The sequence below is a fragment of the Pseudomonas sp. BNK-44-b genome (genome assembly GCF_047456245.1).
In the GTDB taxonomy this organism is placed as follows: domain Bacteria; phylum Pseudomonadota; class Gammaproteobacteria; order Pseudomonadales; family Pseudomonadaceae; genus Aquipseudomonas; species Aquipseudomonas machongensis.
Genome location: NZ_CP179908.1, coordinates 3,043,011 through 3,066,524, shown reverse-complemented (window position 1 = coordinate 3,066,524; position 23,514 = coordinate 3,043,011). Strand labels below are relative to the sequence as shown.

The following is a 23,514-nucleotide window of genomic DNA, read 5'->3' as shown; positions in this document are numbered from 1 at the left end:
AACCTGAATCAATATTCCCAGAAGATCCGCTGCAGTTCCTTGCTGTCCTGGGTCTTGGTCATGGCGACCATTGCCAGGATCCGCGCCTTCTGCGGGTTCAGGTCATGGGCCACGACCCAGTCATTCTTGTCGTCCGGCTGTTCGGCGTTACGCAGCACGAAACCGCCCTGGTTGACGTGCGAGGAACGAATGATCTGCACGCCTTCCTTGCGCAGTTCCTGCAGTGCCGGGACTACGCGCGACGACACCGAGCCGTTGCCGGTGCCGGCATGGATGATCGCCTTGGCGCCACCCTGGGCCAGGGCCTTGTAAGCGGTATCGGTCACGTTGCCGTAGCCATAGGCGATGTCCACCTGGGGCAGGCTGCTGATCTGCTTGATGTCGAATTCGGAGTTGCTGGTGTGGCGCTTGGCCGGCAGGCGGAACCAGTACGATTTGCCTTCCACGACCATGCCCATCGGACCCCAGGCGCTCTTGAACGCCTCGGTCTTGATGTTGACCGACTTGCTGACGTCACGACCGGACTGGATCTCGTCGTTCATGGTCACCAGTACGCCCTTGCCACGCGACTGCTTGTCGCCAGCCACGGCCACGGCGTTGTACAGGTTGAGCATGCCGTCGGCAGACATCGCGGTGCCCGGACGCATCGAGCCGACGACCACGATCGGCTTGTCGGTCTTCTCGACCAGATTGAGGAAGTAGGCCGTCTCTTCCAGGGTGTCGGTGCCGTGGGTGATGACGATACCGTCGACATCCTTGCTGTCGGCCAGCTCTGCGACACGTTTTGCCAGCTTGAGCAGGTCGTCGTTGCTGATGCTCTCGGAGGCGATCTGCATCACCTGTTCGCCACGTACATTGGCGATGTCGGCCAGTTCCGGCACGCCGGCGATCAGCTTGTCGATGCCCAGCTTCGCAGCTTGCTAGGTCGCGCTGTTGGCAGCGCTGGCACCGGCCCCGGCAATGGTGCCGCCGGTGGCGAGGATGACCACATTGGCGAGCTTCTGCTGTTGTTCTGCTTCCTTGGCGGAAACGGTGATTGGCAGTGCAAGCAGCAGGGCGAGGGCGCCCGGTGCGAAGGTTTTCAGTGCGGTGTTCATGGTTTTTTTTCTTCTCTCTTCCAAATGAGATGTTTATTCGCACTGGGTTGTAGGCAGGTTCCGTACCAAGGGTGCGGCAGTGGTGAGGCGCAGGGCGAATTGAGTCGGATTTTTCGCGGGCAAACCCGCTCCCAGCGGTGTATGGAGCACTTAACTACGGCGCTGCCATGGTAGGCACGGGCTTTGCCACGAGGCGGGTTGCGGGTGTTTTGCTATTCGGAAATCCGAACAATCTCTACGAGAGCTATTCGGTTTTCCGACTATTTACCGGATAATCTCCGAGCAGTAAGGCGGGCGCTGGAACCCCGGAAAGTCATTTGACAAAACCTGTTCCTGTTCCCATAGTAAGGCAGCGCAAACGTTTGCGGTCCGATAAAAACCACAAGATTCGGAGTTATCCCATGAAGCTGCCGTTCCCAGGTCGTCTGCTGGCTATTGCCATTCTCTCCTCCCTGTCTCTCGCCATCCCGCTGTCCCAGGCCCATGCCGAGGACAAGCCCAAGGTCGCGCTGGTCATGAAGTCGCTGGCCAACGAGTTCTTCCGCACCATGGAGGATGGCGCCAAGGCCTACCAGAAAGAACATCCCAACGATTTTGAACTTGTCGCCAACGGCATCAAGGACGAAACCGACACCGGCAACCAGATCCGTATCGTCGAGCAGATGATCGCCACCGGCGCCAATGCCCTGGTCATCGCTCCGGCCGACTCCAAGGCTTTGGTGCCTGTGATCAAGAAGGCCATGGACGCGGGCATCACCGTGGTCAACATCGACAACCGCCTCGACCCCGAAGTGCTCAAGAGCAAAGGTATCAGCGTGCCGTTCGTTGGCCCCGACAACCGCAAGGGCGCGCGTCTGGTTGGCGATTACCTGGTGAAAGAGAAGCTCAAGGCCGGCGATCAGGTTGGCATCATCGAAGGTGTGCCGACCACCACCAACGCCCAGCAGCGCACCGCGGGCTTCAAGGATGCGATGGAGGCTGCCCAGATGAAGATCGTCTCGGTGCAGTCTGGCAACTGGGAAATCGACAAGGGCAACGCCGTTGCCGCCTCGATGCTCAACGAATACCCCGATCTCAAGGCGCTGCTGGCGGGTAACGACAGCATGGCCCTGGGCGCTGTCTCGGCTGTGCGTGCTGCCGGCAAGACCGGCCAGGTACAGGTGGTCGGCTACGACAACATCAACGCCATCAAGCCGATGCTCAAGGACGGCCGTGTGCTCGCCACGCTCGACCAGGCAGCCAGTCAGCAGGCCGTGTTCGGTATCCAGGCGGCGCTGAAGATGGTCAAGGGCGAGAAGCCTGATGTCGATGCCGACAATGTCATCCAGACACCGGTAGAACTGATCACCAAGTGATGCTGGCAGTGCGCTGAGCCTGATGCAGCGGTGGTTCGCCGCTCCCGCAGAGTCAGCGCCAGTTCAAGCAGTTGCAGCGCGTTCCATGAGAGAGGTGGCCATGTCGGCCCATGAATCCGTGCTCAGTGTCACCGGCCTGGGCAAGACGTACGCCCAGCCCGTTCTCGGCGATGTCACTCTAGACCTGCGCGGTGGCGAGGTGCTCGCCCTGACTGGCGAGAATGGCGCCGGCAAGAGCACCTTGTCCAAGCTCATCAGTGGCCTGGAAATCCCCACCACCGGGCAGATGACCTACCGCGGCCAGCCTTATAGCCCCGCGAGTCGCAGCGAGGCTGAGCGCCTCGGTGTGCGCATGGTGATGCAGGAGCTCAACCTGCTGCCCACCCTCACCGTTGCCGAGAACCTGTTCCTCGACAACCTGCCCAGCCGCGCCGGCTGGATCAGCCAGAAGCGCCTGCGCCAGTTGGCCACCGCGGCCATGGCCCAGGTCGGGCTGGACGCCATCGATCCGGACACCCCGGTCGGCGAGCTGGGCATTGGCCATCAGCAGATGGTCGAGATCGCCCGCAACCTGATCGGCGACTGCCACGTGCTGATCTTCGACGAGCCTACTGCGATGCTTACTGCGCGCGAAGTGGAGCTGTTGTTCACGCAGATCGAGCGCCTGCGCCAGCGCGGCGTGGCCATCGTCTATATCTCGCACCGGCTCGAAGAGCTGCAGCGTGTATCACAACGCATCGCCGTGCTGCGCGACGGCAAGCTGGTGTGCGCCGAGCCGATTGCTCGCTATAGCAGCAACGAATTGGTCAACCTGATGGTCGGCCGCGAAGTCGGCGAGCACATCGACCTTGGCCGCCGCGAAATCGGTGCGCCGTTGTTCAAGGTCGAACACATGACCCGTGGCGACAAGGTGCGCGATGTCTCGTTCGAGGTCAGGGCAGGGGAGATCTTCGGTATCTCCGGGCTGATCGGTGCCGGGCGTACCGAGCTGTTGCGGCTGATCTACGGTGCCGATCGCGCCGACAGTGGCAGCATCCAGCTCGGACGCCCGCTGCAGCCGGTAGTCATCGACTCGCCCAAAGCCGCTGTGCGCGCCGGTATCGCGCTGATCACCGAGGACCGCAAAGGCGAAGGCCTGCTGCTGCCGCATTCGATCAGCGCCAATGTCGCCCTGGGCAACCTGGGTGCGGTATCGCGAGCCGGCATCCTCGACGCCACTGCCGAGCGTGAGCTTGCCGAGCGGCAGATCAGCGCCATGCGTATCCGTAGCGCGAGCCCCGCCCAGGCGGTCGGCGAGCTGTCTGGTGGCAATCAGCAGAAGGTGGTGATCGGTCGCTGGTTGGAGCGCGATTGCCAGGTGCTGATGTTCGATGAACCCACCCGCGGCATCGACGTCGGCGCCAAGTTCGACATCTATGGGTTGCTGGCCGAGCTTGCCCGCCAGGGCAAGGCCCTGGTGGTGGTGTCCAGTGACCTGCGCGAGCTGATGCTGATCTGCGACCGCATCGCCGTGCTTTCCGCTGGCCAACTGATCGAGACCTTCGACCGTGATCGCTGGAGCCAGGACCAGATCCTTGCCGCCGCCTTCGCCGGTTATCAGAAACGTGACGCACTGCTGCATGACGCAGCTCCCAGGATGGATGTATGAAGACCCCCTCCCTCGAATCCGCCGGCAGCACGCCGGCCCGCCGCAGCGGCACCTATTTCGGCCTGGGCACCTACTTGGGGCTGGCCGGCGCCTTGCTGGCGATGATCGTGCTGTTCTCGTTCCTGAGCAGCCACTTCCTCTCGTACGCCACCTTCAGCACCCTGGCCAACCAGATACCCGACCTCATGGTGTTAGCCGTCGGCATGACCTTCGTGCTGATCATCGGTGGTATCGACCTGTCGGTCGGTTCGGTACTTGCCCTGGCCGCCTCGACCGTCAGCGTCGCCATCCTCGGCTGGGGGTGGAGTGTGCTGCCTGCCGCGCTGCTGGGCATGGCCATCGCCGCCCTGGCCGGTAGCATCACCGGTGCGGTCACCGTGGCCTGGCGCATTCCGTCGTTCATCGTCTCGCTCGGCGTGCTGGAAATGGCCCGCGGCCTGGCCTACCAGTTCACCGATTCACGCACCGCCTATATCGGCGACGCATTCTCCTGGTTCTCCAACCCGATCGCCTTCGGGATCTCCCCCGCATTCATCATCGCCTTGCTGGTGATCGTGCTCGCCCAGCTGGTGCTGACCCGGACCGTGTTCGGTCGTTACCTGATCGGCATCGGCACCAATGAAGAGGCCGTGCGCCTGGCAGGCATCGATCCGCGTCCGTACAAGATCGGCGTGTTTGCGCTGATGGGGTTGCTGGCCGGTCTGGCCGCGTTGTTCCAGATTTCCCGCCTTGAGGCCGCTGACCCGAATGCGGGCTCGGGCCTTGAGTTGCAGGTGATTGCCGCCGTGGTGATCGGCGGCACCAGCCTGATGGGCGGGCGAGGCTCGATCATCAGCACGTTCTTCGGTGTGCTGATCATTTCCGTACTGGCTGCAGGCTTGGCGCAGATCGGCGCTTCCGAGCCAACCAAGCGCATCATCACTGGCGCTGTGATCGTCATCGCCGTGGTCCTCGATACCTATCGCAGCCGACGTGCGACCCGGCGGAACTGACCCATGGCAACCATCAAAGACGTCGCGGCACTGGCGGGTATTTCCTACACCACTGTGTCCCATGTATTGAACAAGACCCGTCCGGTCAGCGAGCACGTGCGGTTGAAGGTCGAGGCCGCCATCGCCGAACTGGACTATGTTCCAAGCGCCGTGGCCCGCTCGCTCAAGGCGCGCAGCACCGCGACCATCGGCTTGCTGGTGCCCAGCAGCGTCAACCCGTACTTCGCCGAGCTGGCGCGCGGTATCGAGGACGGCTGCGAGCGCAACGGTTATTGCGTGATCCTGTGCAATTCGGACGATGATCCGAAGAAGCAGCGCAGCTACCTGAGGGTGCTGCTGGAAAAACGCATCGATGGCCTGATCGTCGCCTCGGTGGGCGAAGACCGTGATCTGCTCGAAAGCCTGGCTGCCGTGCGCACGCCAATGGTCATCGTCGACCGAGCCCTCGAAGGTGTCGATGCCGACCTTGTGCGTATCGATCACGAGCTGGGGGCCTATCTGGCTACGCGCCACCTGCTTGAGCTCGGCCATACCGACATTGCCTGCATCGGCGGTCCGGCCGAGACTGGCGTCAGCCAACTGCGTGTGACCGGTTTTCGTCGCGCCATGGCCGAAGCCGGGCTGGACGTGGCCGCCGATCGCGTGCTGCATAGCGACTTTACCAGCCCTGGTGGGCACGCAGCGGCTGCGCAGCTGCTCGAAGACAGGCCGCCGACGGCGATCTTTGCGGGCAACGACATGATCGGCTTCGGTGTGTTGCGTGCTGCGGCCGAGCGCAATATCGACGTCCCTGGCCAGCTATCGGTAATCGGTTTCGATGACATCGAGCTGAGCCGCTATGTGTATCCGCCGCTGACCACTGTCGGCCAGTCGATCCGCGAGCTGGGCGACAGCGCTGCGCAGTTGCTGCTGTCGCGCATCGCTACACCGCGCCGCGATACGGCGCAGCAACGTATCGTCGCGCCGCGTATCGTGCTGCGCGAATCCACCGGGCCGCGCCCGGACCTGTTCAATGATTACCGCTAAGGAAGACCCATGCATGCCAAGGTCGTAGTGGTCGGCAGCCTCAACATGGACCTGGTGGCCCGTGCCGAGCGTCTGCCGCGTGGCGGCGAAACCCTCGCCGGCGACAGTTTTTTCACCGTGCCCGGCGGCAAGGGTGCCAACCAGGCCGTCGCTGCCGCGCGCCTGGGGGCGAGCGTGGCCATGGTCGGCAATGTCGGCGATGACGCCTATGGCCAGCAGTTGCGCCAGGCCCTGGAGAGCGAAAATATCGATTGCCAGGCGGTGGGCGTCTGCGCGGGCGTGTCCAGTGGCGTGGCGTTGATCGTGGTGGATGCCGCCAGCCAGAACGCCATCGTCATCATCCCCGGCGGCAATGGCCTGTTGACCCCCGAGTCGGTGCAGCGCTTCGATGCGTTGCTGCAGAACGCCGAGGTGATCATCTGCCAGCTCGAGGTGCCACCTGCCACCGTGGCGTGGACTCTGGCTCGCGGTCGCGAGCTGGGCAAGACGGTCATTCTCAACCCGGCCCCCGCGACGGGTCCGCTGCCCAGAGCGTGGTTCGCCCATATCGACTATCTCATCCCCAACGAGAGCGAGGCCGAGGCCTTGACCGGCCTGCCGGTGAACGATATCGACAGTGCTCGCTGTGCCGCCGAACGCCTGCGCGAATGGGGCGCGGGCAAGGTGATCGTCACCCTGGGCGCTGAAGGTGCATTGTTCGTCAGCGAGCATGGCAGCCGTCATTTCCCGGCGACCAAGGTCAAGCCGCTGGACACCACGGCGGCAGGCGACACCTTCGTCGGTGGCTTCGCGGCGGGGCTTGCCTGTGGGCTGGAGGAGGGCGAGGCGATCGTGCAGGGGCAGCGTGCTGCAGCCATCTCGGTCACCCGTGCAGGGGCGCAGCCATCCATCCCCTTCCTCAAGGAGTTGGCGCCATGAAGAAGACCGCGCTGCTCAATATCGCCCTGTCGCGCATCATTGCCGGCTTGGGGCATGGCGACATTCTGGTGATCGGCGACGCCGGCCTGCCGGTGCCGCCAGGGGTGGAGTTGATCGACCTGGCATTGACGCCGGGCATTCCGGACTTTGCCAGCGTGCTGCGCGTGGTGCTCAGCGAGATGCAGGTGGAGCGGCACGTGTTGGCCGACGAGATTTTCAGCGCCGCACCGCCCGGGCTGGTGGAGGTCGAGGAGCAGCATGCGCTGGGCTTGCTCGGTGAGCGTGAGCGCATGTCTCACGAGGCGTTCAAGGCCTTGAGCCAGCAGGCGCGGGCGGTGATCCGCACCGGGGAGTGCAAGCCCTACAGCAATATCGCATTGATCGCGGGCGTCACGTTCTAGGTAGAGGGCGCCTTTATCGGCCCGCCCACCCGAAACAGACCAAACAACAAAAGCAAAGGAGTGAAGCGGGATGTTGATCAACAAAGCCAAACGTTTGCTACAAGGAGTCGTGCTCATGTCGACGATGGCCGCCGCCAGTGCATTCGCCGCCCCGCGGGACCTGATCATCGACACTGACCCTGGCGCGGACGATGTCGTGGCCTTGTTTCTGGCCATGGCCTCGCCCGAGGAGCTGAAGATCCGCGCCATCACCACCGTCGCCGGCAATGTGCGTCTCGACAAGACCTCCCGCAACGCACGCCTGGCGCGCGAATGGGCCGGCCGTGAAGACATTCCGGTCTACGCCGGGGCAGGGCGCCCCCTGGTGCGCACGCCGATCTACGCCGCCGATGTCCATGGCGAGGAAGGCTTGACGGGTATCGCGGTGCATGAGCCCAAGCAGCCTCTGGCCAAAGGCAATGCCGTACAGTACCTGGTTGACACCCTCGATACCGCCGAGCCCCACAGCATCACCATCGCCATGCTCGGCCCGCAGACCAACCTCGCTCTGGCGCTGATCCAGAAGCCGGAAATCGTCAAGGGCATCAAGGAAGTGGTGATCATGGGCGGCGCCCACTTCAATGGCGGCAACATCACCCCGGTGGCCGAGTTCAACCTCTACGCCGATCCGCATGCTGCCGAAGTGGTGTTGGCCAGTGGCGTCAAGCTGACTTACCTGCCGCTGGACGTGACCCACAAGATCATCACCAGCGACGCTCGCCTCAAGCAGCTCGCCGCTGTCGGCAACGACGCCAGCAAGAAGGTGGTGGACATTCTCAACGCCTACATCAAGTACGACATGGACAAGTACGGCATGAGCGGTGGCCCGGTGCACGACGCCACGGTCATCGCCTACCTGCTCAAGCCAGAGCTGTTCAGTGGCAAGCAGATCCACATGACGGTCGACAGCCGCGAAGGCCCGACCTTCGCCCAGACTGTCGCCGACTGGTATGGCGTGCTCAAGCAGCCGGCCAACGTGATGTGGGTCGAGAACGGCGACGCCCAGGGCTTCTTCGACCTGCTCAGCGCTCGCCTGGCTCGATTGCAATAGCGGCGTGCGGCGCGTAGCGCTCGAACACTTGTTCGATGAAGCTGCGCGCTGCTTCACTGCCCCGATCACGGACCAGCAGGTCGATGGCGATCAGCAGTAATTCTTCCGGAGTGCCCGGGCTGTAGGCGCTCTGGCCCTCGGCCCATTTGACCTTGATGTCGGCGTCTATGCTGTGGGTGTTCATGGGGTACTCGCGACTGTGCCTGGTGCCTGGGGTCGAACACCGGCTCCTGGCGTTCGCGGGGGAGGCGAGACGCACTCCACGTCTGCCAAGTAAATCATGCCTTTGCCGCCGTTGCGCTGCGACTTAAGCATAAGCAGGCCGCCCGCCCTAACCAATCGCCACGGTGCAAAATCCGGTCACGATTGCTTTTGGCCTGATCGGGCGAGATCAGGCAGACTTGAGCGGTTTTGCAACAAACTGTGAGCGGAGCGGTCGCATATGACAGTTCCCGAGATCGATTAGGAGGATTCATGTTTCGTACCCGCGCTTCCCTGGCGACCTTGCTGATGGCTGCCGTTCTGGCTGGTTGCAGCACCGGTGGTTCGTCTGATGGCGGCAGCGCCGCGCCGGCGACCCCTGCTGGTGGCGATGGCCGTTGCAGCGCCGGTGGTGCCGATTTCGCTGTCGGCAAGCAGGGCACGCCCGAGCTGCTCGAGCAGGCCCGCAAGGCAACTGGCGCGCAGACCGCTCGCATCCTCAAGCCCCATGATGTCGTCACCCTGGAATACCGTTCCGATCGTTTGAACCTGAACGTCGACGAGCAGGGCAAGGTCATCCGCGCCAACTGCGGCTGATCGCCCGAGGGAGATGGTTTGTCCGGATAGACCCGAACCCATGAAAAAACCCGCCGGTGAAGGCGGGTTTTTTTACTGCGGTATCCGAATTACTCCGGACGAACCTGAGCAGCCTGCATGCCCTTCTGGCCTTTTTCGGCAACGAAGGAAACAGTCTGGCCTTCTTTCAGGCTCTTGAAGCCGTCGGATTCGATGGCCTTGAAGTGTACGAACAGGTCGTCGCCGCCGCCTGCTGGGGTGATGAAGCCGTAGCCTTTCTCATCATTGAACCATTTGACGGTGCCTTGTTGGCGATTGGACATGAGGTGAATCTCCAGAACATTTAGTTTTTCAGTGGTGCAATGCGGCCGAGGCTACGGAGCACCGGCAACATCATAGTCTAATTCTGCTTATGTAGCGCTGTTTACCTTAGCCGGATACTGATCTGGCGCAAACAATGCGCGATCGGTGCGGCTCGGCGGGTCATCATTTTGGCTTGCAGGCGGCCTGTACCACGCTCTGGGCTTTCGCCATCAACTTGGCGTCGACGCCGTCCGTGCTGTCGAGGTCCTGGATCTCCTTATCGGTGAAATTCTTTTTGATGGCTTGGGCGCCGCAATCGCAGTGCTTCTTCGCCGTTGCCGCGTCCACGCCCTGGCCGGTCGCGACTTGCTGGCACTGGGTCATGTAGGCTGCCTCCTTGCCGGCGGGGAAGTTACCTGCGGTGGCGGCCAGTGGCAGCAGCAGGACGCTCGCGGCACACGCGGCCAGAAGAGACTGAACTCGCATAACCAGACACTCCTTGGGTTAGGTCTCATCAAGAGTAGGATGCTTCAGAGGGTCTGATAGGAATTTTTCCGTACAAGTTCACCGCTCCGGCGTAAATTCCAAATATTTCTGCGTCACGCGCAGGCCGCGTGCTAGCATGGTCGGCTTGCAGCTGTTCACGTCCAGCGCGCAAGTTTTCTTTCCAGTCACTCTGGTTCGCCCCTGACAGGCCGAAAGGCTTCTGCCGCTGTGAGGCAGGCTTTCCTCCGGGAAAGGCAGGTCGGATCTTGTACTGGCTCATCCCAACCCACGTGACCTTTGGTAGGGGTCACCACTAGGAGAGGAGGCGCCATGCCCACCATTACTCTTCCCGATGGCAGTCAACGTTCGTTCGACAAGGCCGTAACCGTAGCTGAAGTTGCCGCATCCATTGGTGCAGGCCTCGCCAAGGCCACCTTGGCCGGCAAGGTCGACGGCAAACTGGTCGATGCCTGCGACCTGATCGAACACGACGCCACCCTGCAGATCATCACCCCCAAAGATGAAGAGGGACTGGAGATCATCCGTCACTCGTGCGCCCACCTGATCGGCCACGCGGTGAAGCAGCTGTACCCGACCGCCAAGATGGTGATCGGCCCGGTGATCGACGAAGGCTTCTATTACGACATCGCCTACGAGCGTCCTTTCACCCCCGAGGACCTCGCTGCGATCGAACAGCGCATGCACCAGCTGATCGACAAGGACTACGACGTCGTCAAGAAGATGACCCCGCGTGCCGAAGTCATCGATGTGTTCAGCACCCGTGGCGAAGACTATAAGCTGCGTCTGGTTGAAGACATGCCGGACGAGCAGGCCATGGGCCTGTACTATCACGAAGAATACGTCGACATGTGCCGTGGCCCGCACGTGCCGAACACCCGTTTCCTCAAGGCGTTCAAGCTGACCAAGCTGTCCGGCGCCTACTGGCGCGGCGACGCCAAGAACGAGCAGCTGCAGCGCGTGTACGGTACCGCCTGGGCTGACAAGAAGCAGCTGGCGGCCTATATCCAGCGCATCGAAGAAGCCGAAAAGCGCGACCACCGCAAGATCGGCAAGCAGCTCGACCTCTTCCACCTGCAGGAAGAAGCCCCAGGCATGGTGTTCTGGCACGCCAACGGCTGGACCGTGTACCAGGTACTCGAGCAGTACATGCGCCAGGTCCAGCGCGAGAACGGCTACCAGGAAATCAAGACCCCGCAGGTCGTCGACCGCATCCTCTGGGAGCGCTCCGGCCACTGGTCCAACTATGCCGAGAACATGTTCACCACTTCGTCGGAAAACCGCGACTACGCGGTAAAACCGATGAACTGCCCTTGCCACGTGCAGGTGTTCAACCAAGGCCTGAAGTCGTACCGCGACCTGCCGCTGCGCCTGGCCGAATTCGGTGCCTGCCACCGTAACGAGCCGTCCGGCGCCTTGCACGGCATCATGCGCGTGCGCGGCTTCGTGCAGGACGACGCCCACATCTTCTGCACCGAAGAGCAGGTGAAGAAGGAAGCGGCCGACTTCATCAAGCTGACGCTGGGCGTATACAAGGACTTCGGTTTCACCGACGTCGCCATGAAGCTATCCACCCGTCCGGCCAAGCGTGTCGGTTCCGAAGAGCTGTGGGACCGTGCTGAAGGTGCGCTGGCCGACGCCTTGAACGAATCCGGTCTGGCTTGGGAATACCAGCCGGGCGAGGGCGCGTTCTATGGTCCGAAGATCGAGTTCACCCTGCGCGACTGCCTCGGCCGTAACTGGCAGTGCGGCACCCTGCAGTACGATCCGAATCTTCCGGAGCGTCTGGATGCCAGCTATATCGCCGAAGATAACGCCCGTAAGCGTCCTGTGATGCTGCACCGCGCCATCCTCGGCTCGTTCGAGCGTTTCATCGGTATGCTGATCGAGCACTACGCCGGTGTGTTCCCTGCGTGGTTGGCGCCGACCCAGGCGGTGATCATGAATATCACCGACAAACAGGCCGATTTCGCCCTCGAGGTGGAAAAAACGTTGAACGGAAGCGGTTTCCGTGCCAAGTCCGACTTGAGAAATGAGAAGATCGGCTTTAAAATCCGCGAGCATACGTTGCTGAGGGTCCCGTACCTTTTGGTTATAGGGGACCGCGAAGTCGAAACGCAAACCGTCGCTGTGCGTACTCGCGAAGGCGCAGACCTGGGCTCCATGCCCGTCGCGCAATTCGCTGAGCTCCTGTCGCATGCGGTTTCCCGGCGTGGTCGCCAAGAATCGGAGTAATGACTATTAAGCGTGAAATGAGAAACGATAAACGAACTGCACCTAAGGCACCGATCAACGAGAATATCTCGGCACGCGAGGTTCGGTTAATTGGCGCTGATGGCGAGCAGATTGGCATCGTCTCGATTGATGAAGCGCTTCGTATCGCTGATGAAGCGAAGCTGGATCTGGTGGAAATCTCCGCTGACGCTGTCCCACCTGTTTGCAAGGTGATGGACTACGGCAAGCACCTCTTCGAGAAGAAGAAGCAGGCCAACGAAGCGAAGAAGAACCAGAAGCAGATCCAGATTAAAGAAATCAAGTTTCGTCCAGGGACGGAAGAAGGGGATTACCAGGTAAAACTACGCAACCTGGTACGTTTCCTTACCGATGGGGACAAGGCCAAGATCTCTCTGAGATTCCGCGGCCGTGAGATGGCCCACCAGGAGCTGGGTATGGAACTGTTGAAGCGGGTCGAAACCGACCTCGTCGAATACGGGACCGTCGAACAGCATCCTAAGATGGAAGGACGCCAGCTTATGATGGTCATCGCTCCCAAAAAGAAGAAGTAATCTCCCGGGCACGGCAGGCCTGATGATTATTGTGTAATTTTATCGAATGCGGAGTTCCAACATGCCAAAAATGAAAACCAAGAGCGGTGCTGCGAAGCGTTTCCTGAAAACAGCTTCCGGCTTCAAGCACAAGCACGCTTTCAAGAGCCACATCCTGACCAAAATGTCGACCAAGCGTAAGCGTCAACTGCGCGGTGCCAGCTTGCTGCACCCGTCTGACGTGGCAAAAGTCGAGCGCATGCTGCGCGTACGTTAATTTCGGTCAAAGATAGAGGAAGTTACTCATGGCTCGTGTAAAGCGTGGCGTCATCGCTCGTAAGCGTCACAAGAAAATTCTGAAACTGGCTAAAGGCTACTACGGTGCACGCTCGCGCGTATTCCGCGTCGCCAAGCAAGCGGTCATCAAGGCAGGCCAATACGCCTACCGCGACCGTCGCCAGAAGAAGCGTCAGTTCCGCGCTCTGTGGATCGCTCGTATCAACGCCGGTGCCCGCACCAACGGCCTGTCCTACAGCCGTCTGATTGCTGGCCTGAAAAAGGCGTCGATCGAAATCGACCGCAAGGTTCTGGCCGACCTGGCAGTGAACGAAAAAGCGGCGTTTGCTGCGATTGTCGAGAAAGCTAAAGCCGTCCTGGCTTAAGTACCCGCGACAATCATCCGCCGGCACTCCGTGTCGGCGGGTGTAAAACGTCATCGATAGGGGAAGAGCCTTCAAAGCTCTTCCCCTATTTTCGTATCTGGAGTCTGTACATGGAAAACCTGGACGCGCTGGTCTCCCAAGCCCTCGAGGCCGTGGAGCGCGCTGAAGACATCAATACCCTGGAACAGATCCGGGTCCAATTTCTCGGCAAGAAGGGCGAGCTGACCCAGGTGATGAAGACCCTGGGCAACCTGCCAGCCGAAGAGCGCCCCAAGGTCGGTGCGCTGATCAACGACGCCAAGGAACGTGTCACTGACGTGCTCAACGCACGCAAGGCCGCCTTCGAAGAGGCTGAGCTGAACGCTCGCCTGGCTGCCGAATGCATTGATGTCACCCTGCCAGGCCGCGGCCAGGCCACCGGTGGCCTGCACCCGATCACCCGTACCCTCGAGCGCATCGAGCAGTTCTTCACCCACATCGGCTACGGCATCGCCGAAGGCCCTGAGGTCGAAGACGACTACCACAACTTCGAAGCGCTCAACATCCCCGGCCACCACCCGGCCCGGGCGATGCACGACACCTTCTACTTCAATGCCAACATGCTGCTGCGCACCCACACTTCGCCCGTTCAGGTGCGGACCATGGAAAGCACCCAGCCGCCGATCCGCATTGTCTGCCCGGGCCGCGTATACCGCTGCGACTCGGATATCACCCACTCGCCGATGTTCCACCAGATCGAAGGCCTGCTGGTCGACCGCGACATCAACTTCGCCGACCTCAAGGGCACCATCGAAGAGTTCCTGCGGGTGTTCTTCGAGAAAGAGCTGGCGGTGCGTTTCCGTCCGTCGTTCTTCCCCTTCACCGAGCCGTCCGCCGAAGTCGACATGGAGTGCGTGATGTGCTCCGGCAAAGGCTGCCGCGTGTGCAAGCAGACCGGCTGGCTGGAAGTGATGGGCTGCGGCATGGTCCACCCGAACGTGCTGCGCATGTCCGGCATCGACCCGGAAGAATTCTCCGGCTTCGCCTTCGGCATGGGTGTCGAGCGCTTGGCCATGCTGCGCTATGGCGTCAACGATTTGCGTCTGTTCTTCGACAACGACCTGCGGTTCCTGGCGCAATTCCGCTAGGCCACACCTCGACGCAATCTTCAGGAGAACAGCATGAAATTCAGTGAACAGTGGCTGCGCGGTTGGGTAAACCCGCAAGTCTCCCGTGACGAACTGGTCGCCCGCCTGTCCATGGCCGGCCTGGAAGTTGACAGCGTCACCCCGGCGGCTGGCCAGTTCAGCGGCATCGTGGTGGGTGAGATCCTCGCCACCGAGCAGCACCCGGACGCCGACAAGCTGCGTGTCTGCCAGGTCAGCAACGGCCAGGAAACCTTCCAGGTGGTCTGTGGCGCCCCCAATGCGCGCCCCGGCATCAAGATCCCGTTCGCCATGATCGGCGCCGAACTGCCTGGCGACTTCAAGATCAAGAAGGCCAAGCTGCGTGGTGTCGAATCCTTCGGCATGCTGTGCTCGGCCGCCGAGCTGCAGATCAGCGAAGAGAACGACGGCCTGCTGGAGCTGGCAGCCGACGCGCCGGTGGGTGAAGACATTCGCCAGTACCTCAACCTGGACGACGCCAGCATCGAAATCGGCCTGACCCCCAACCGCGGCGACTGCCTGTCGGTGGCGGGCCTGGCGCGCGACGTCAGCGCCCTGTACGACGTCCCGGTTACCCGTCCGGTAGTCCCGGCCGTCGCACCTGCCCACGACGAAGTACGCCCGGTGGACGTCAGCGCTCCCGCGGCCTGCCCACGCTACTTGGGACGCGTCATCCGCAACGTCGACCTGAGCAAGCCGACCCCGCTGTGGATGGTCGAGCGCCTGCGCCGCAGCGACGTACGCAGCATCGACGCTGCCGTCGACATCACCAACTACGTGATGCTCGAACTCGGCCAGCCGATGCACGCCTTCGACCTCGCCGAAATCAACGGCGGCATCCGCGTGCGCATGGCCGAGGAGGGTGAGAAGCTCGTCCTGCTCGACGGTCAGGAAGTTGCCCTGCGTAGCGACACCCTGGTCATCGCCGACCACACCCGCGCCCTGGCCATCGCCGGCGTCATGGGTGGCGAGCACAGTGGTGTCAACACCGAGAAGACCCGCGACCTGTTCCTGGAGAGCGCCTTCTTCGAGCCTGTTTCCGTTGCTGGCAAGGCCCGTTCCTACGGCCTGCACACCGATGCCTCGCACCGTTACGAGCGCGGTGTCGACTCGCAACTGGCCCGCGAAGCCATGGAGCGCGCTACCGCCCTGGTGCTCGAGATCGTCGGCGGCGAAGCCGGCCCGATCGTCGAAGCCGTGAGCGAGCAGCACCTGCCCAAGGTTGCTCCGGTCACCCTGCGCGCCGAACGCGTCAGTCAGATGCTCGGCATGGACATGGCCCCGGCCCAGATCGAACAACTGCTCAACGCCCTGGAGCTGAAAACCAGCGCCAATGGGGCAGGGGTGTGGACTGTCGAGATCCCGAGCCACCGCTTCGACATCAGCCTCGAAGTCGACCTGATCGAAGAGCTGGCGCGCCTGTACGGCTACAACAATCTGCCGGTTCGCTACCCGCAAGCCCGCTTGGCCCCCAAGGCTCGCTCGGAATCGCGCGGCGAGCTGCCGGTCCTGCGTCGCCTGCTGGTCGCCCGCGGCTACCAGGAAGCCATCACCTACAGCTTCATCGATCCCAAGCTGTTCGAGCTGTTCACCCCTGGCGTCGAGCCGCTGATGCTGGCCAACCCCATCTCCAGCGACATGGCCGCGATGCGCGCCTCGCTGTGGCCGGGCCTGGTCAAGGCGCTGCAGCACAACCTCAACCGCCAGCAAGACCGCGTGCGCCTGTTCGAAAGCGGCCTGCGCTTCGTCGGCCAGTTGGGCGACCTCAAGCAGCAACCGATGATCGCCGGCGTGATCACCGGCAGCCGCCTGCCGGAAGGCTGGGCCAATGGCCGTGACAGTGTCGATTTCTTCGACATGAAGGCCGACGTCGAAGCCCTGCTGGGCTACTCCGGCGCGCTCGCCGACTTCAGCTTCAGCGCAGGCAAGCACCCAGCCCTGCACCCTGGCCAAACCGCCCGCATCGAGCGCGACGGCAAGGAAGTGGGCTACCTGGGCGCGATCCACCCGGAGCTGGCCAAGACCCTCGGCCTGGAGCGTCCGGTGTTCGTCTTCGAGCTGGTACTGGGTGATGTGGTCGAAGGTCGTCTGCCGAAATTCAGCGAACTGTCGAAGTTCCCTGAAACCCGTCGTGACCTGGCGTTGATCGCAGGACGTGATGTGGCGTCGAGCGCCGTGCTTGAAGTAATTCGTGACAATGCAGGGGAATGGCTCACAGACCTCAGGCTGTTTGATGTCTACCAGGGTAAAGGTATTGATCCTGATAGAAAAAGCCTCGCGGTCGGCTTGACCTGGCAGCATCCATCGCGCACTCTTAACGACGATGAGGTGAACACCACCCTGCAAAATATCCTCACCTCGCTCGAACAAAGGTTGAACACCACGTTAAGGAAATAACGGCATGGGTGCTCTGACGAAAGCTGAGATGGCCGAAAGGCTGTACGAGGAGCTGGGGCTTAACAAGCGCGAGGCCAAGGAGCTGGTCGAGTTGTTTTTCGAAGAAATTCGTCACGCGCTTGAGGAGAACGAGCAGGTCAAGTTGTCCGGATTCGGCAACTTCGACCTTCGCGACAAACGCCAGCGGCCGGGCCGCAACCCCAAGACAGGGGAAGAGATCCCGATCACCGCACGGCGCGTCGTCACCTTTCGTCCAGGGCAGAAACTGAAAGCCCGGGTTGAGGCCTATGCTGGAACCAAGCCATAACGACGAGCTGCCCCCCATTCCGGGCAAACGCTACTTCACCATCGGTGAGGTGAGTGAGCTCTGTGCGGTAAAACCGCACGTGCTGCGTTACTGGGAGCAAGAGTTCCCGCAGCTCAACCCGGTCAAGCGCCGCGGAAACCGGCGGTATTATCAGCGCCAAGATGTGCTGATGATCCGCCAGATCCGCGCGTTGCTGTATGACCAGGGCTTCACCATCGGCGGCGCGCGCTTGCGCATGTCCAGTGATGAGGCCAAGGATGACACGACCCAGTACAAGCAGCTGATTCGACAGATGATTGCCGAGTTGGAGGATGTGTTGGTGGTGTTGAAGAAGTAACCTGATTGGCGATGAATGGATTTTTTTGAAAAAAAGCTTCCATTAATCAAAAGGTTAGGGTACATTTCTTTTCGTTCTCAGCGGTATCGAGAACATGCTTCAAGCCCAGTCGGGGCGTAGCGCAGCCCGGTAGCGCACTTGCATGGGGTGCAAGGGGTCGAGTGTTCGAATCACTCCGTCCCGACCATTATTGAAACGAAAAAGCCCAGTCAGAGATGACTGGGCTTTTTTGCATCTGAAAATTTATCATCGATCGATGAGGCGGTTGCGCGCTACCTGTGTTGCTGGTTTGTCATTGCTTTGGATTTTTTGTTGTGCCCTTTTGCCATCATTTGTTGCAGAATCCTTCTGGATGCTTAACGCCAGGAGAGGCAGATGCTGATCAATAACTCGGTTGCTCAAGAGCAAAATGATCCTGAACTGGAACTTTTGAGAAAATTCTTTCACTTGAAGCTTCAAGGTAGCACTCCCTTCGGGGGGTTGCTGCGACAAGCGTTTGATGAAGTTATTGATGGGGTGCGTACAGGAAGATATTGCCTCGAGCAGTTAGAAAAAACTGAAAAAACGTATATTGGCACTAAGGTTGAGATCATTGTGCGTGCTGAGTTCGAACTTGGTAGAGGAGCTGAACTCGACAATCTTATACATGGTATTGAAGTGGATACGAAGTTTTCATTGTCGGGGGGGTGGATGATTCCCCGTGAGGCATTTAATAAAGTATGTTTATTGATCGCCGGTAGTGATAAAAGTGGGAATTATGAAGTTGGTCTGTTACGCATGACGCCTGACGTCCTTACGACTGGCGCTAACAGAGATGGAAAACTCAGTGTGTCAGCTGTTGGGAGGCAGCTTATCACATGGATAGAGAAGGGAAAAATTCCAAGCAATTTTCTCTTGGAAATACCCGAGGATATACGAAGAAATATTTTAAGCCAGCGGAGCGGAATGCAGAGAGTTCATGCTTTGTTCAAGAGTGTTACAGGGAAATTAATACCGCGAAAAGTAGTTGAGCAGGTTGCGCAGCAAAAGGATCCAATGAGGCGTGCGCGTCAAATGAAAGCGATTTTGGGGGCTGAAGGGTATGTCGTGCTCTGCGCCAAGTATGATAGTGATCGTGATCAGATCATAAAGTATGGTTATGCACAGCACGATAGGGATGATTGGTTGGTAATGAAGGGTTAATAGGTTTGCTTCAATAGATTAAATGGCAAGATCGAGGGGGAGGTCGCTTATATCTTTAAGTCTTCCCCCTTCAATCATAATGCTAAGAAGCTCTAGCGCATCATCCATGGAATTTTCAATTATTACTTGTTTTAATTCATAGAGGGCGAAATGGTATACGCAGTCAATATCACCTGTTCCTAGTGCAATAGAGGCCAGTCGAGCGGGCATCGGCTCTGCTGTGACAACTACTATATGAGGCAAGTGTCCTTTTCTGTTTCGGATCAAATTTAGCGCTTCAGATCTCGAGTTCTGTGCCCTATCGCTTCGAATAGTCCATTTGCACGATATGCTGGCGTGAAGTATAGGTTCGCTACGGTTCACTTGTCGGAGATTAGCCAGTTGGCAGATTGAAGGGTCAACTAGTAGGCCTGTAGAATTAATGACCTCGTCATTTTCTGGTCGCCGACTAATCGTAATGTCGGGCGTAATCAAGTAGTCGTTCCCAAGTGCTGCGGCTAGGCTGGTGTTGGCCTTCGCTGCCATATCTAGTTCTGTTAAGTGTGTGTATTGCGAGTACTTTGCAATTTCAAGTCTTTTCCGCCCAGAAGCTTGCCGTACCTCCCATTGCCCTGGCCTGAGATGGGATAGTCTAGGAAAAGTACTTTCCAAGAATTTAGTACATACCTGCTCAAATCTCTGCCCAGAGGTTTGACCTGCTAGCCGTTCAGTAATAGTTTCGGCTTTAAGGATTTCTGCAATTCCAGCAGCTATTTTGACACTGCTTTTACTATTGCTATCCGAATTGCTAGGGGCACCACTGCTACTAACCGTTAAAATCGAGGTGAGCAGCGATGCATGAAAATCCTTTCTTTCGGTGAGGAAGAGTGGAACTGTATCCATCATGCAACCTGTATAAGCTTTTTTGTTTGAAGCGCAAGATGAATTTGTTTAGCTACCGCAGCAGCAACCGGTGGAGGGAAAGCATTCCCAATTTGGCGATAGGCTGCAGTTTTTTTGCCAAAGAATTGCCAGTGATCTGGAAATCCTTGAACTCTTGCTGCCATTCTTGTAGTGAGACGAGGCATACCCTCGAAGTATTCTGAAGGGGCTGAGTTTGCAATTCCCATACCGCATACACCGATAGATGCCCAGGCTTTTTTAGCTCTTGTAGGACCTAAATCAGGGCCTCCGTGTTTTTTTGAGCCGCCAACGAGGGTGGGTGCGATAGTGTTAGCAATAGTCTTCCAGTGATCTGCTCCACGCCAACCTTCTTCGCTCATGAGATCATGAAGAAGCTCGCCTACAGTTAGTGGCGCGATCTTATTAGGTTCTGGCCAAGAGAAGTTCTCTGAAATCTCTTCTCTTATTGCCACGAATATTACCCGAGGTCTTAGCTGGCTTACACCAAAATCTGATGCGTTCAATAGTCTCCAATCCGATAGGTAGCCAAGTTTTTTTAGCTCGCCGGAAATGAATCCTCTATATGCTTCAAACTTAGGATCGAGAAGGCCTCGCACATTTTCCAGCATAATTGCTTTAGGCCGACACTCGTCAACAATCCTAATAGCTTCAGGGAAGAGGTCGCGTTCATCATCAGGGCCTAACTGCTTACCGGCTTGAGAAAATGGAGGGCATGGTACTCCACCCGCGACTAAATCAATGCCGAAAAAAGGAAGTGCGTTGAATTGCCGCAGATCCCCCTCTTGGACATTCCACTGAGGTCGATTCAATCGGAGGGTGGCACAGGCAGGCGGTTCAATCTCGACCAGCACTTCATGCTCAAAACCCGCCATTTCTAAGCCTAGAGCTTGGCCGCCAGCTCCTGCACACATCTCGATTGAGGTAAGGAATGTCATTGCATCTCCAATTCTGTTCCGGTGGAGCCGATAAGGTGTCGATCTTATCATGGTGTACGGATAAACAGGTATTCGAGTCGATGAATCGTTCTTCGCCAGGGGGGACGGCGCGTCTTTCTCATACCCAGCGCCTACAGGGGTCGATATGTGCCTAAGTTCTCGCCTTTCAGGATAGATCCTATTGCATGTAGTCCTTTTCCCAAAGAAACTGATATCGGCCACGAACCATTGCGGCCATGTCTTCAGTCCCATAGTCTCGCTTCGTCGCTGCTCAGGTAACGACACGGCTTTGACAGGTCGTCTGCGATTGAAGGATTGCACGTGCGCGCTTATGGCGGCTGTACGTGGGGCACCTCGTGTGCGCCGGGTTCCTTCATCCTCGGTCTGTCAACCCACGTACCGCTGCCACCATTCTGTTTGACAGCAGGATCGTGACGGTTCCATTCGATGAAGGAGTGTGACCATGTTGAAAATTGTCCCCGATCCACCACCTCTCTCAAATGCCTCCCACCACACCCTCGAAGACCTCCTAGTCCAAGTTTCCGAGTACCTCGTCTGTGCGCTGACCGTCGCCCAGCAATCGGTTCCGATCCACACCAACCCCTCAGGCCAGGTCCTGACGTTGGCGACAATGCACGAAATAGAAAGCGCTCGTGCTCTGGTCGAGATGGCGCTAAGCCGCGTGCAGTTAAAGCACTGAAGCCGCCAACACTCGCGATTCAAGGCGTTCGTGTTCCGTAAATCAGAAGCGCGGTTTGGCTTGGCGAGCTCGCAGCATCGCGCACCAGCCTCACCGTTGTTGTCTGGGCATGCTGTATGCCCCAGACCCCCATGGAGATCTACATGAGCAAGGATTTTGAGACCTCAAGCAATCCACCAATCGAAACCGTTGGCATTGGTGCCTTCGGCCCTGGTGGTACCGCCAACACCACCAAGCCGCTGTTTCGAGTCGTGGCGGGGCACTCGATGAGCCATGCGCTGGAGCAGTCCACGCTGTTATTGTCCTGCGTCGACCAGTTGACCGACTTGGCGATGGTCGAGGTCGACGAGGCGGGCACGTTGTTGTGTGCGGCACATTATCTGAGTGGGATGGCCAAGGCGCTGGTGCAGGATGTCAGCCATGGGCTGATGCAGCAGACAGCGGAGATTGATTCTCGCGTTTAAGTTTGACACCAATCCTCTGAGCCTTTGAGTGATACGAAGACTAAGCCGTTTTCCTTAAGGGAAAGTGGCTTTTTCTTTTTGTTGCTAAATATCAGGGTGAGCTAGGACGGCTGAACTGAATTTTCGGAAGCGTCCGACATACTCACGGGCACTGAATCCGTACGTTGCGAGCTTCATGCATCAGCGCGTTTTCGCAATCGGAACAGGATGTCCCATGAGCTCTCGAGATCTCAGTCAGCTAGGCGCCAGCCCTTCGAGCTACTTTTTACGGCAACGCATTGAAAGGCTTGTCGATCTTCAGAAATTGTACGCCGCAATTGATCGTGACCCGGTGATTGTGGGTGCGGCTGTAGTGTATATCGATGTTGACTACAATATTCTAACGCTACGTGAGTTTCTTCCACTCTGTAGGACGTCTCCCTTAAAGATCGTGCTTCAAGAGCAGACTGCTGTCATCACCGCTGAAGCCTACGTCGAACGAACTTACGAGAGCGGTAGGCCATCGGAAGTATTGACCGAAGCTCTGAACATGGGGTTGGCGTGTTCAACTGTGATCATCAGTGGTTTGGTGTTCATTTTGGGTGGTTCCCTCACCCCCTTCTCTGGCGGAACGTCAATGTTTCTTGCGTCCATTGGGGCCGCTGGAGTTATGGCCAGCTTAGGGCAGTGTGGTTTCGGTGTGGCGCGGACCTATTGGGAGATGACGGAACCGTCGAAGAATGACGCTCTTGATGATCAGCTTTGGTTTACGCTGCTCGGGCAGTTGCTGGATGTTGTGTCGTTGCTATCCGTTGTGGGTTCGTCATTTAATACGATCAAGACCATTTTGGTCAGAAAGGCCGCTACGGGGGCGTCATGGCATCGGTTGCTTAGCCCGCTCAGCAGGCAGCAGCGACGCTCGTTGACTATTGAGATTCTTAAGCTTCGGCATCCATCGTTATCAGCCAAGCAGCTAAAGCTTAAACAAAGGAACGGGCAAGTCCGAAAGCGGTATACACCTCGTGAGCTCAATCAAGCCACTAAAGCCATGTTGCTTGAAACGTTGGGCGGTGTTTTGGGCATAGCAGGGAGCGGGTCGGTTCGGGCGCTCGCGGTCAGTGTAATCCAGGTGGGTGAGGACTAATGTTTCCACAATGGCGATTGACTTATCCACGACGGTACTTGCCCTGCTTCTTGTGTGCGGCTGTCTTTGCGGAGATGGCATATGCGACGGCAGTGGTCCAGCTTGAGGTGCTGATATCTCGTGTGGCTACAGTAGATATTGGGGCTGTCGTGGCTGCGATTATGGTGGCTTCAGGACTATTGGGAGGGTTCATTGTGGGCCTCTGTTATGGACGTATTTCCACGCTTCGTTATTTGGTCGGTGGCCTAATGATTTGTTTAGCGATCGCTTGTTTAACCTTGATGACCAGTCAGCATAGGCTTCCGGATCTGATTGCCTCCTTTCCTGTTCTTATGTCCCTTTACCTAATTAACACTTATCGGTTTCAAGGTTTTTGTCGGAAAATGGTGGTTTTTCGAATTCATCGTGCACACGAGACTCGTGTGCATTCTATATCGGCGAAGCGAGAGTCGCGGCGCATACGAAATAGCGAGCGCCGGTAGC

Annotated in this window: 25 protein-coding genes, 1 tRNA gene and 1 pseudogene; 21 read left to right on the top strand and 6 right to left on the bottom strand. The window is 58.8% G+C overall.

Features of this window, described 5'->3' with window-relative positions:
* Positions 1 to 8 precede the first annotated feature (8 nt).
* Positions 9 to 1,097, bottom strand: a pseudogene (locus tag ACMGGG_RS13860) (asparaginase).
* Between the two features lie 401 nt (positions 1,098 to 1,498).
* Between ACMGGG_RS13860 and ACMGGG_RS13855 the strand changes: the two are divergent.
* The 7 genes from ACMGGG_RS13855 to ACMGGG_RS13825 all read left to right on the top strand — a co-directional run bounded on the left by ACMGGG_RS13855 (position 1,499) and on the right by ACMGGG_RS13825 (position 8,527).
* The gene (locus tag ACMGGG_RS13855) at positions 1,499 to 2,452 is read left to right on the top strand and encodes a sugar ABC transporter substrate-binding protein (protein WP_112898573.1); all 954 of its coding nucleotides are present in this window, start codon (positions 1,499 to 1,501) and stop codon (positions 2,450 to 2,452) included.
* Positions 2,453 to 2,546: 94 nt separating this feature from the next.
* Positions 2,547 to 4,100 (top strand): sugar ABC transporter ATP-binding protein, encoded by a 1,554-nt coding sequence (locus tag ACMGGG_RS13850; RefSeq protein WP_414155811.1) that lies wholly within the window; start codon positions 2,547 to 2,549, stop codon positions 4,098 to 4,100.
* On the top strand, positions 4,097 to 5,092 hold the full coding sequence (locus ACMGGG_RS13845; protein ID WP_112898571.1) for an ABC transporter permease: 996 nt from the start codon (positions 4,097 to 4,099) through the stop codon (positions 5,090 to 5,092). The genes ACMGGG_RS13850 and ACMGGG_RS13845 overlap by 4 nt, the downstream gene beginning before the upstream one ends.
* Before the next feature lie 3 nt (positions 5,093 to 5,095).
* A complete protein-coding gene (locus tag ACMGGG_RS13840) occupies positions 5,096 to 6,118 on the top strand; it encodes a LacI family DNA-binding transcriptional regulator (RefSeq protein WP_063545313.1) in 1,023 nt (340 codons plus the stop codon).
* Positions 6,119 to 6,127: 9 nt separating this feature from the next.
* A complete protein-coding gene (rbsK, locus tag ACMGGG_RS13835; protein WP_414155694.1) occupies positions 6,128 to 7,036 on the top strand; it encodes a ribokinase in 909 nt (302 codons plus the stop codon).
* On the top strand, positions 7,033 to 7,437 hold the full coding sequence (gene rbsD / locus ACMGGG_RS13830; RefSeq protein ID WP_414155693.1) for a D-ribose pyranase: 405 nt from the start codon (positions 7,033 to 7,035) through the stop codon (positions 7,435 to 7,437). Before rbsK ends, rbsD begins: the two co-directional genes overlap by 4 nt.
* A gap of 124 nt (positions 7,438 to 7,561) precedes the next feature.
* Positions 7,562 to 8,527 (top strand): nucleoside hydrolase, encoded by a 966-nt coding sequence (locus ACMGGG_RS13825; RefSeq protein ID WP_414155810.1) that lies wholly within the window; start codon positions 7,562 to 7,564, stop codon positions 8,525 to 8,527.
* Here the strand turns inward: ACMGGG_RS13825 and ACMGGG_RS13820 are convergent.
* The gene (locus tag ACMGGG_RS13820) at positions 8,499 to 8,711 is read right to left on the bottom strand and encodes a hypothetical protein (RefSeq protein WP_414155692.1); all 213 of its coding nucleotides are present in this window, start codon (positions 8,709 to 8,711) and stop codon (positions 8,499 to 8,501) included. The two genes, ACMGGG_RS13825 and ACMGGG_RS13820, sit on opposite strands and share 29 nt — an antisense overlap.
* A gap of 290 nt (positions 8,712 to 9,001) precedes the next feature.
* Here ACMGGG_RS13820 and ACMGGG_RS13815 point away from each other — a divergent pair, with 290 nt between their 5' ends.
* On the top strand, positions 9,002 to 9,325 hold the full coding sequence (locus ACMGGG_RS13815) for an I78 family peptidase inhibitor (RefSeq protein WP_054892053.1): 324 nt from the start codon (positions 9,002 to 9,004) through the stop codon (positions 9,323 to 9,325).
* Between the two features lie 89 nt (positions 9,326 to 9,414).
* Here the strand turns inward: ACMGGG_RS13815 and ACMGGG_RS13810 are convergent, their stop codons facing one another.
* On the bottom strand, positions 9,415 to 9,627 hold the full coding sequence (locus ACMGGG_RS13810) for a cold-shock protein (RefSeq protein WP_012313861.1): 213 nt from the start codon (positions 9,625 to 9,627) through the stop codon (positions 9,415 to 9,417).
* A gap of 163 nt (positions 9,628 to 9,790) precedes the next feature.
* The gene (locus ACMGGG_RS13805; protein WP_054892052.1) at positions 9,791 to 10,093 is read right to left on the bottom strand and encodes a hypothetical protein; all 303 of its coding nucleotides are present in this window, start codon (positions 10,091 to 10,093) and stop codon (positions 9,791 to 9,793) included.
* 330 nt (positions 10,094 to 10,423) lie between these two features.
* On the opposite strand from ACMGGG_RS13805, the gene thrS reads away from it, so the two are divergent.
* The 10 genes from thrS (at position 10,424) to ACMGGG_RS13755 (ending at position 18,906) form a co-directional block, all read left to right on the top strand.
* Positions 10,424 to 12,346: a threonine--tRNA ligase gene (thrS, locus tag ACMGGG_RS13800; RefSeq protein ID WP_414155691.1), complete on the top strand. Its 1,923-nt coding sequence runs from the start codon at positions 10,424 to 10,426 to the stop codon at positions 12,344 to 12,346.
* Positions 12,346 to 12,897 carry a translation initiation factor IF-3 gene (gene infC, locus ACMGGG_RS13795; RefSeq protein WP_172964767.1) on the top strand — a complete coding sequence of 184 codons (552 nt, stop codon included), beginning with the start codon at positions 12,346 to 12,348 and terminating at the stop codon, positions 12,895 to 12,897. The genes thrS and infC overlap by 1 nt, the downstream gene beginning before the upstream one ends.
* A gap of 61 nt (positions 12,898 to 12,958) precedes the next feature.
* Positions 12,959 to 13,153: a 50S ribosomal protein L35 gene (gene rpmI, locus ACMGGG_RS13790; protein ID WP_003250667.1), complete on the top strand. Its 195-nt coding sequence runs from the start codon at positions 12,959 to 12,961 to the stop codon at positions 13,151 to 13,153.
* 28 nt (positions 13,154 to 13,181) lie between these two features.
* Entirely contained in the window at positions 13,182 to 13,538 is a 357-nt protein-coding gene (rplT, locus tag ACMGGG_RS13785) for a 50S ribosomal protein L20 (protein WP_003250671.1), read from the top strand.
* Positions 13,539 to 13,648: 110 nt separating this feature from the next.
* Complete coding sequence (gene pheS, locus ACMGGG_RS13780; RefSeq protein WP_054892050.1) at positions 13,649 to 14,665, top strand: phenylalanine--tRNA ligase subunit alpha; 1,017 nt, start codon at positions 13,649 to 13,651, stop codon at positions 14,663 to 14,665.
* A gap of 33 nt (positions 14,666 to 14,698) precedes the next feature.
* Positions 14,699 to 17,080, top strand: coding sequence for a phenylalanine--tRNA ligase subunit beta (gene pheT / locus ACMGGG_RS13775; protein WP_414155690.1), 2,382 nt, complete (start codon positions 14,699 to 14,701; stop codon positions 17,078 to 17,080).
* 4 nt (positions 17,081 to 17,084) lie between these two features.
* On the top strand, positions 17,085 to 17,387 hold the full coding sequence (gene ihfA, locus ACMGGG_RS13770; RefSeq protein WP_003250679.1) for an integration host factor subunit alpha: 303 nt from the start codon (positions 17,085 to 17,087) through the stop codon (positions 17,385 to 17,387).
* A complete protein-coding gene (locus ACMGGG_RS13765; RefSeq protein ID WP_054892048.1) occupies positions 17,368 to 17,724 on the top strand; it encodes a MerR family transcriptional regulator in 357 nt (118 codons plus the stop codon). Before ihfA ends, ACMGGG_RS13765 begins: the two co-directional genes overlap by 20 nt.
* Before the next feature lie 110 nt (positions 17,725 to 17,834).
* Positions 17,835 to 17,911: transfer RNA gene (locus tag ACMGGG_RS13760), tRNA-Pro, on the top strand.
* Positions 17,912 to 18,099: 188 nt separating this feature from the next.
* The gene (locus tag ACMGGG_RS13755; RefSeq protein WP_414155689.1) at positions 18,100 to 18,906 is read left to right on the top strand and encodes a NaeI family type II restriction endonuclease; all 807 of its coding nucleotides are present in this window, start codon (positions 18,100 to 18,102) and stop codon (positions 18,904 to 18,906) included.
* An 18-nt stretch (positions 18,907 to 18,924) separates the two neighbouring features.
* On the opposite strand, the gene ACMGGG_RS13750 is transcribed toward ACMGGG_RS13755, so the two are convergent.
* Positions 18,925 to 19,788 (bottom strand): NgoMIV family type II restriction endonuclease, encoded by an 864-nt coding sequence (locus tag ACMGGG_RS13750; protein ID WP_414160002.1) that lies wholly within the window; start codon positions 19,786 to 19,788, stop codon positions 18,925 to 18,927.
* Positions 19,788 to 20,744, bottom strand: a complete 957-nt coding sequence (locus tag ACMGGG_RS13745; protein ID WP_414155687.1) for a DNA cytosine methyltransferase — start codon at positions 20,742 to 20,744, stop codon at positions 19,788 to 19,790. Before ACMGGG_RS13745 ends, ACMGGG_RS13750 begins: the two co-directional genes overlap by 1 nt.
* Before the next feature lie 463 nt (positions 20,745 to 21,207).
* On the opposite strand from ACMGGG_RS13745, the gene ACMGGG_RS13740 reads away from it, so the two are divergent.
* The 3 genes from ACMGGG_RS13740 (at position 21,208) to ACMGGG_RS13730 (ending at position 23,031) form a co-directional block, all read left to right on the top strand.
* Positions 21,208 to 21,444: a hypothetical protein gene (locus ACMGGG_RS13740; RefSeq protein ID WP_414155686.1), complete on the top strand. Its 237-nt coding sequence runs from the start codon at positions 21,208 to 21,210 to the stop codon at positions 21,442 to 21,444.
* A 143-nt stretch (positions 21,445 to 21,587) separates the two neighbouring features.
* Complete coding sequence (locus tag ACMGGG_RS13735; protein WP_414155685.1) at positions 21,588 to 21,908, top strand: DUF3077 domain-containing protein; 321 nt, start codon at positions 21,588 to 21,590, stop codon at positions 21,906 to 21,908.
* A gap of 214 nt (positions 21,909 to 22,122) precedes the next feature.
* Positions 22,123 to 23,031 carry an NAD synthetase gene (locus tag ACMGGG_RS13730; protein WP_414155684.1) on the top strand — a complete coding sequence of 303 codons (909 nt, stop codon included), beginning with the start codon at positions 22,123 to 22,125 and terminating at the stop codon, positions 23,029 to 23,031.
* Positions 23,032 to 23,514: the final 483 nt, after the last annotated feature.

Coding starts and splice junctions, on each gene's coding strand:
- thrS (WP_414155691.1), top strand. CDS start 10,424: ATGCCCACCATTACTCTTCCCGATGGCAGTCAACGTTCGTTCGACAAG.
- ACMGGG_RS13745 (WP_414155687.1), bottom strand. CDS start 20,744: ATGACATTCCTTACCTCAATCGAGATGTGTGCAGGAGCTGGCGGCCAA.
- rbsD (WP_414155693.1), top strand. CDS start 7,033: ATGAAGAAGACCGCGCTGCTCAATATCGCCCTGTCGCGCATCATTGCC.
- pheT (WP_414155690.1), top strand. CDS start 14,699: ATGAAATTCAGTGAACAGTGGCTGCGCGGTTGGGTAAACCCGCAAGTC.
- ACMGGG_RS13765 (WP_054892048.1), top strand. CDS start 17,368: ATGCTGGAACCAAGCCATAACGACGAGCTGCCCCCCATTCCGGGCAAA.
- ACMGGG_RS13855 (WP_112898573.1), top strand. CDS start 1,499: ATGAAGCTGCCGTTCCCAGGTCGTCTGCTGGCTATTGCCATTCTCTCC.
- ACMGGG_RS13845 (WP_112898571.1), top strand. CDS start 4,097: ATGAAGACCCCCTCCCTCGAATCCGCCGGCAGCACGCCGGCCCGCCGC.
- ACMGGG_RS13755 (WP_414155689.1), top strand. CDS start 18,100: ATGCTGATCAATAACTCGGTTGCTCAAGAGCAAAATGATCCTGAACTG.
- rbsK (WP_414155694.1), top strand. CDS start 6,128: ATGCATGCCAAGGTCGTAGTGGTCGGCAGCCTCAACATGGACCTGGTG.
- pheS (WP_054892050.1), top strand. CDS start 13,649: ATGGAAAACCTGGACGCGCTGGTCTCCCAAGCCCTCGAGGCCGTGGAG.
- ACMGGG_RS13735 (WP_414155685.1), top strand. CDS start 21,588: ATGAGCAAGGATTTTGAGACCTCAAGCAATCCACCAATCGAAACCGTT.
- infC (WP_172964767.1), top strand. CDS start 12,346: ATGACTATTAAGCGTGAAATGAGAAACGATAAACGAACTGCACCTAAG.
- ACMGGG_RS13840 (WP_063545313.1), top strand. CDS start 5,096: ATGGCAACCATCAAAGACGTCGCGGCACTGGCGGGTATTTCCTACACC.
- ACMGGG_RS13825 (WP_414155810.1), top strand. CDS start 7,562: ATGGCCGCCGCCAGTGCATTCGCCGCCCCGCGGGACCTGATCATCGAC.
- ACMGGG_RS13805 (WP_054892052.1), bottom strand. CDS start 10,093: ATGCGAGTTCAGTCTCTTCTGGCCGCGTGTGCCGCGAGCGTCCTGCTG.
- ACMGGG_RS13815 (WP_054892053.1), top strand. CDS start 9,002: ATGTTTCGTACCCGCGCTTCCCTGGCGACCTTGCTGATGGCTGCCGTT.
- ACMGGG_RS13810 (WP_012313861.1), bottom strand. CDS start 9,627: ATGTCCAATCGCCAACAAGGCACCGTCAAATGGTTCAATGATGAGAAA.
- ACMGGG_RS13820 (WP_414155692.1), bottom strand. CDS start 8,711: ATGAACACCCACAGCATAGACGCCGACATCAAGGTCAAATGGGCCGAG.
- rplT (WP_003250671.1), top strand. CDS start 13,182: ATGGCTCGTGTAAAGCGTGGCGTCATCGCTCGTAAGCGTCACAAGAAA.
- ACMGGG_RS13750 (WP_414160002.1), bottom strand. CDS start 19,788: ATGGATACAGTTCCACTCTTCCTCACCGAAAGAAAGGATTTTCATGCA.
- rpmI (WP_003250667.1), top strand. CDS start 12,959: ATGCCAAAAATGAAAACCAAGAGCGGTGCTGCGAAGCGTTTCCTGAAA.
- ACMGGG_RS13730 (WP_414155684.1), top strand. CDS start 22,123: ATGAGCTCTCGAGATCTCAGTCAGCTAGGCGCCAGCCCTTCGAGCTAC.
- ACMGGG_RS13740 (WP_414155686.1), top strand. CDS start 21,208: ATGTTGAAAATTGTCCCCGATCCACCACCTCTCTCAAATGCCTCCCAC.
- ihfA (WP_003250679.1), top strand. CDS start 17,085: ATGGGTGCTCTGACGAAAGCTGAGATGGCCGAAAGGCTGTACGAGGAG.